Origin of the sequence: Leptothoe sp. PORK10 BA2 (assembly GCF_034932105.1) — a bacterium.
GTDB lineage: Bacteria > Cyanobacteriota > Cyanobacteriia > Phormidesmidales > Phormidesmidaceae > Leptothoe.
Map to the genome: position 1 here is coordinate 1 of NZ_JAYGIG010000110.1, position 3472 is coordinate 3472.

2 protein-coding genes are annotated in these 3472 nt (G+C 41.7%); one reads left to right on the forward strand and one right to left on the reverse strand.

The features are described from left to right. Positions 1 to 115: 115 nt before the first annotated feature. A complete protein-coding gene (locus VB741_RS14780) occupies positions 116 to 1309 on the reverse strand; it encodes a cache domain-containing protein (protein WP_323365950.1) in 1194 nt (397 codons plus the stop codon). Between the two features lie 1212 nt (positions 1310 to 2521). Here VB741_RS14780 and VB741_RS14785 point away from each other — a divergent pair. Further along, positions 2522 to 3349, forward strand: coding sequence for a hypothetical protein (locus tag VB741_RS14785; protein ID WP_323365951.1), 828 nt, complete (start codon positions 2522 to 2524; stop codon positions 3347 to 3349). The last annotated feature ends 123 nt before the right edge of the window (positions 3350 to 3472 follow it).

A 3472-nucleotide genomic window follows, 5' to 3' on the forward strand; every position in this document is an offset into this window, starting at 1 on the left:
TGTTGGGACTAGATTGGCGTTCATATTCCAACTCTAGTCCTATTTCCTGCTTGATGCTCTACAACCTCCAACTGACAATACTTCAGCCCCTTTACTGATGGCCGAGGAACACCGGTTACGCCCGTAGATTAATCAATTGTCGTCCCCGGAAAATTGCCAGGGGCAGCACAATGCCAAGGGACACTAAAACCGCCAACGCAGCTGACCGTTTAAACAAATTAACCGGTTCAAGAATTTTCTCGACAGGAACTTTAGTTACCGCAATCAAATTACTCGACGGATCTGGGCCCAAACTCAGGGTTTCATAAGCTACGACGTAGGTGTCCAGCTCGATAGTATCTGTGCCACCACTCAGTATTTGCTCAGCAACATCTGCAGAAATCTCCTTAGCTAGGGTCGTTTCTTTCCCAAACTCAAATCCCCACCGTTTTTCTGGATCGGGGTGAGCCAGATAATAGCCATCCACATTGACCAGCGTTGTCGCCTCTCCCTCAAACTGCCCCTCTTCCTCATTCAATTCATCTAAAAATTCATTCGTAAAGACGGTGGCAACGATGATGCCGCGCTTTTGTCCGGCTTCATTGACAACGGGTGTGGCATATTGAATCACCGGCTCGTAGGGTTCTGTGATTGCACCATTTTCCCGGCGTAGAGTAATGGGCGAGGCATAAAGTTCTCCCGGAGACAGCTCCATTGCCTTAACAAAATAAGAGCTATCAGCCTGGTTCTCGATTTTATCGATGGGCAAAATATTAATACTCTTTTCAATAGCCTCTTCCCCTTCTAGCTCATCGTCATTGTCATCTACCTCACCTTCATTGGGCAGTTCACTGCTTGCTCCTTCTTCTCCTTCTTCTTCTTCTTCACTATTACCGTGGTCATCAGTTTCAACCACCACTAACGTTTTGCCGGTTTCATCGATATACTCAAGCCGATTAAATTCTTTCTCTTGCAGCATGACTGAAAAATTCAGCTTCAGCTGACTCATCCAATCATCATAGGAAAACTCAGTCGTTGGATCTGTACCCTTGTTATCCCGTGCTCGGATGATGCCTTGAACAGATGGAGCTTGACTTAGAACCACAACATCTTGATCAATGCTACTTAAAAAAGCATCGATTTCTTGAACGCTTTCCTCTGTTTCCCTCTCAACTAGACCCGTAGCCTTATCTGACAGGGCAGTGCTGGCCGAAATAGTGCCTAAAATACCGACAACTGAGGCGGGAATCGCCGCACTCAATAAAATTAGTAGTAAAAACTGCTGGCGTACTTTGAGCGTTTTAAATTGATTTAAGACGTTGACAGGCATATGGGCTAACCTTTTAAAATGAAGCGAAAGAACAAGTTAGTGCAGTGTCACAGCTTAGTTTTAGGATAAGACCTTTTTGAAAATGCCTCTATGTGAGACCTTTATAAATTAGCAACCCTAAGTTTTAGTTGTGACAGCCCACTAGAGTAAACTTTTCAAAAACAATAAAGCTGATTTTCAAAGAAAAAAGCTAGCGTTTAAAGCTGCTTTAAGCACTCTCACAAACTGAATTTAGTTTTTTTCAGTACATGACTTAAATAAAGCGATCAGAGTTACTTAGGACGTAGCAACTGACCTTTAAAACTGACAAATCTAAACAGTTGAATTAATCAACATTTAAACAGCAGATAAAAAATCACTAAAGCTATACAGTGTTTTTAGATCGTGTGAGGGTCAGTAGATGCGTTGTATACGTACATTCTGAGAATTAAGCTAACCCCATTAGACACGAAACAAATATACGTGTTCTAACAGGAGTGCAATGTTTTCAGTATATATATTGATAATATTTTTACAATCCGTTTCTTAGCTAGACAATAAAATTGATACCATTAAACCAATAAATTAGAGTGCGTGCGCCAATTAGAATGAAGGCTGTATAAAAATCACTACGTAAATCAGCCCTGTTTTGCTTCACAAAATCAACTTAAATTCTTGGAAACTAATAATATAGGAAAAATAAAGAGGTTTAACAGTGAAGAAGAAGCACCTAGGTCCGATCAAAAATGGAGAAATTACTAAAGCTTTTCATAGTAATTACTTAGAGATAGCGATCGGCTACTTCCTATAGTGTCAGTGAGAGATCTAGAACCTCAGTATCAAGTGGGATTAATTTCATGATGTCTTCATATAGAAGACATCATGAGTGAAGTTTAAACAAAAGTAAGTACTTTTCCTGATAATATTCCGCAAGCTTTGAATTGACTGTCAATTAATCACACCTGTACTGAGTCTTTTTCGATACAGAGTTCATCCACTAAACATCACAGTCCAGCCATCATCTACTTTATTTCAATATTTAAACCACTATGCCTCCGGCTCTATGGTGTTAGTCCATACATGCTAGTCTCCCTTCCATAGATGAATTATGTTTTCCGTAACGCTGTTGTGGTTGACATCTTCAAACTAAGCTGCTGGAGAAATCATGGGTGCATTGAGCACCTATGGAAACGAAAAATCTCTCTAAAGAAAACTACTTGATGATTACAGCAGATGGATATTAAAGAGCTGAACCAACTATTGAAGCTGCCAAATAATAAGTTTGAAGGGCATTTGATTCTGAAGGGCCACGACATAATTTGGACTCTCCATTTTGTCCAAGGGCGGCTCATATATGCTGCAGATGGACTGCATGGTGTTCGACGTTGGAACTACACAATCAATCAGAACTTTCCTAAGTTCAAATTAAACATTGCAGCGGCTCAGCTTTCAACCCATCAATATTGGCAACTCTATTTACTGGACCAGGGCTTTAAAGAACAACAGTTGAGCTTGGTCCGAGCTAAACTGTTGCTCCGTGCAGTTATCCAAGAATGTCTATTTGAACTTAGTCAATGCACCTATGTGACTTCCGAGTGGCAGCCAGCCGAACTGCCAGTATCTCGCCTGTGTTGCACCATCGCCCTTTCCCCATGGGAAATTGATATCATACTGAACAAAGTTAATGATATGCAGCAGGCATGGCAGCACCTAGGAATGACAGGCACAAGTCCTCAACTTTCGCCTACTTTAAAGAATCCTGTCAACCATCAACATTTACCGATCTCTCACCAATATCTTACGGGTACGTATACGCTATGGCAGATTGCAACCAATCTGGCCCAGCCTATTGAGGAAGTCGCAAAACCTCTGATACCCCTCATTCAGGATCAGAGTCTAGAGTTAAAAAAACTACCTGATTTACCGCTAGCTAACGTTCAACTGTCACCCATGTCCCTATCGAGGGTGCCGGACAACGCAACAGCTGTGTCGATGCCACAACAATCCAGTGTAATCCGGTCATCGCCTATCTCCGCCAAGCCTTATGAATTAGTTCCATAGACCTCTTGCAAAAATGATTATGTGCTAAATTGCTGTATTTTGCTGCCAGTCTTCGGCAAGGTTGAGTTCATAATTGTAGAGTGCCGCTATCAAATTGAATCGCAGCCCATAGCGTCGTCGTCG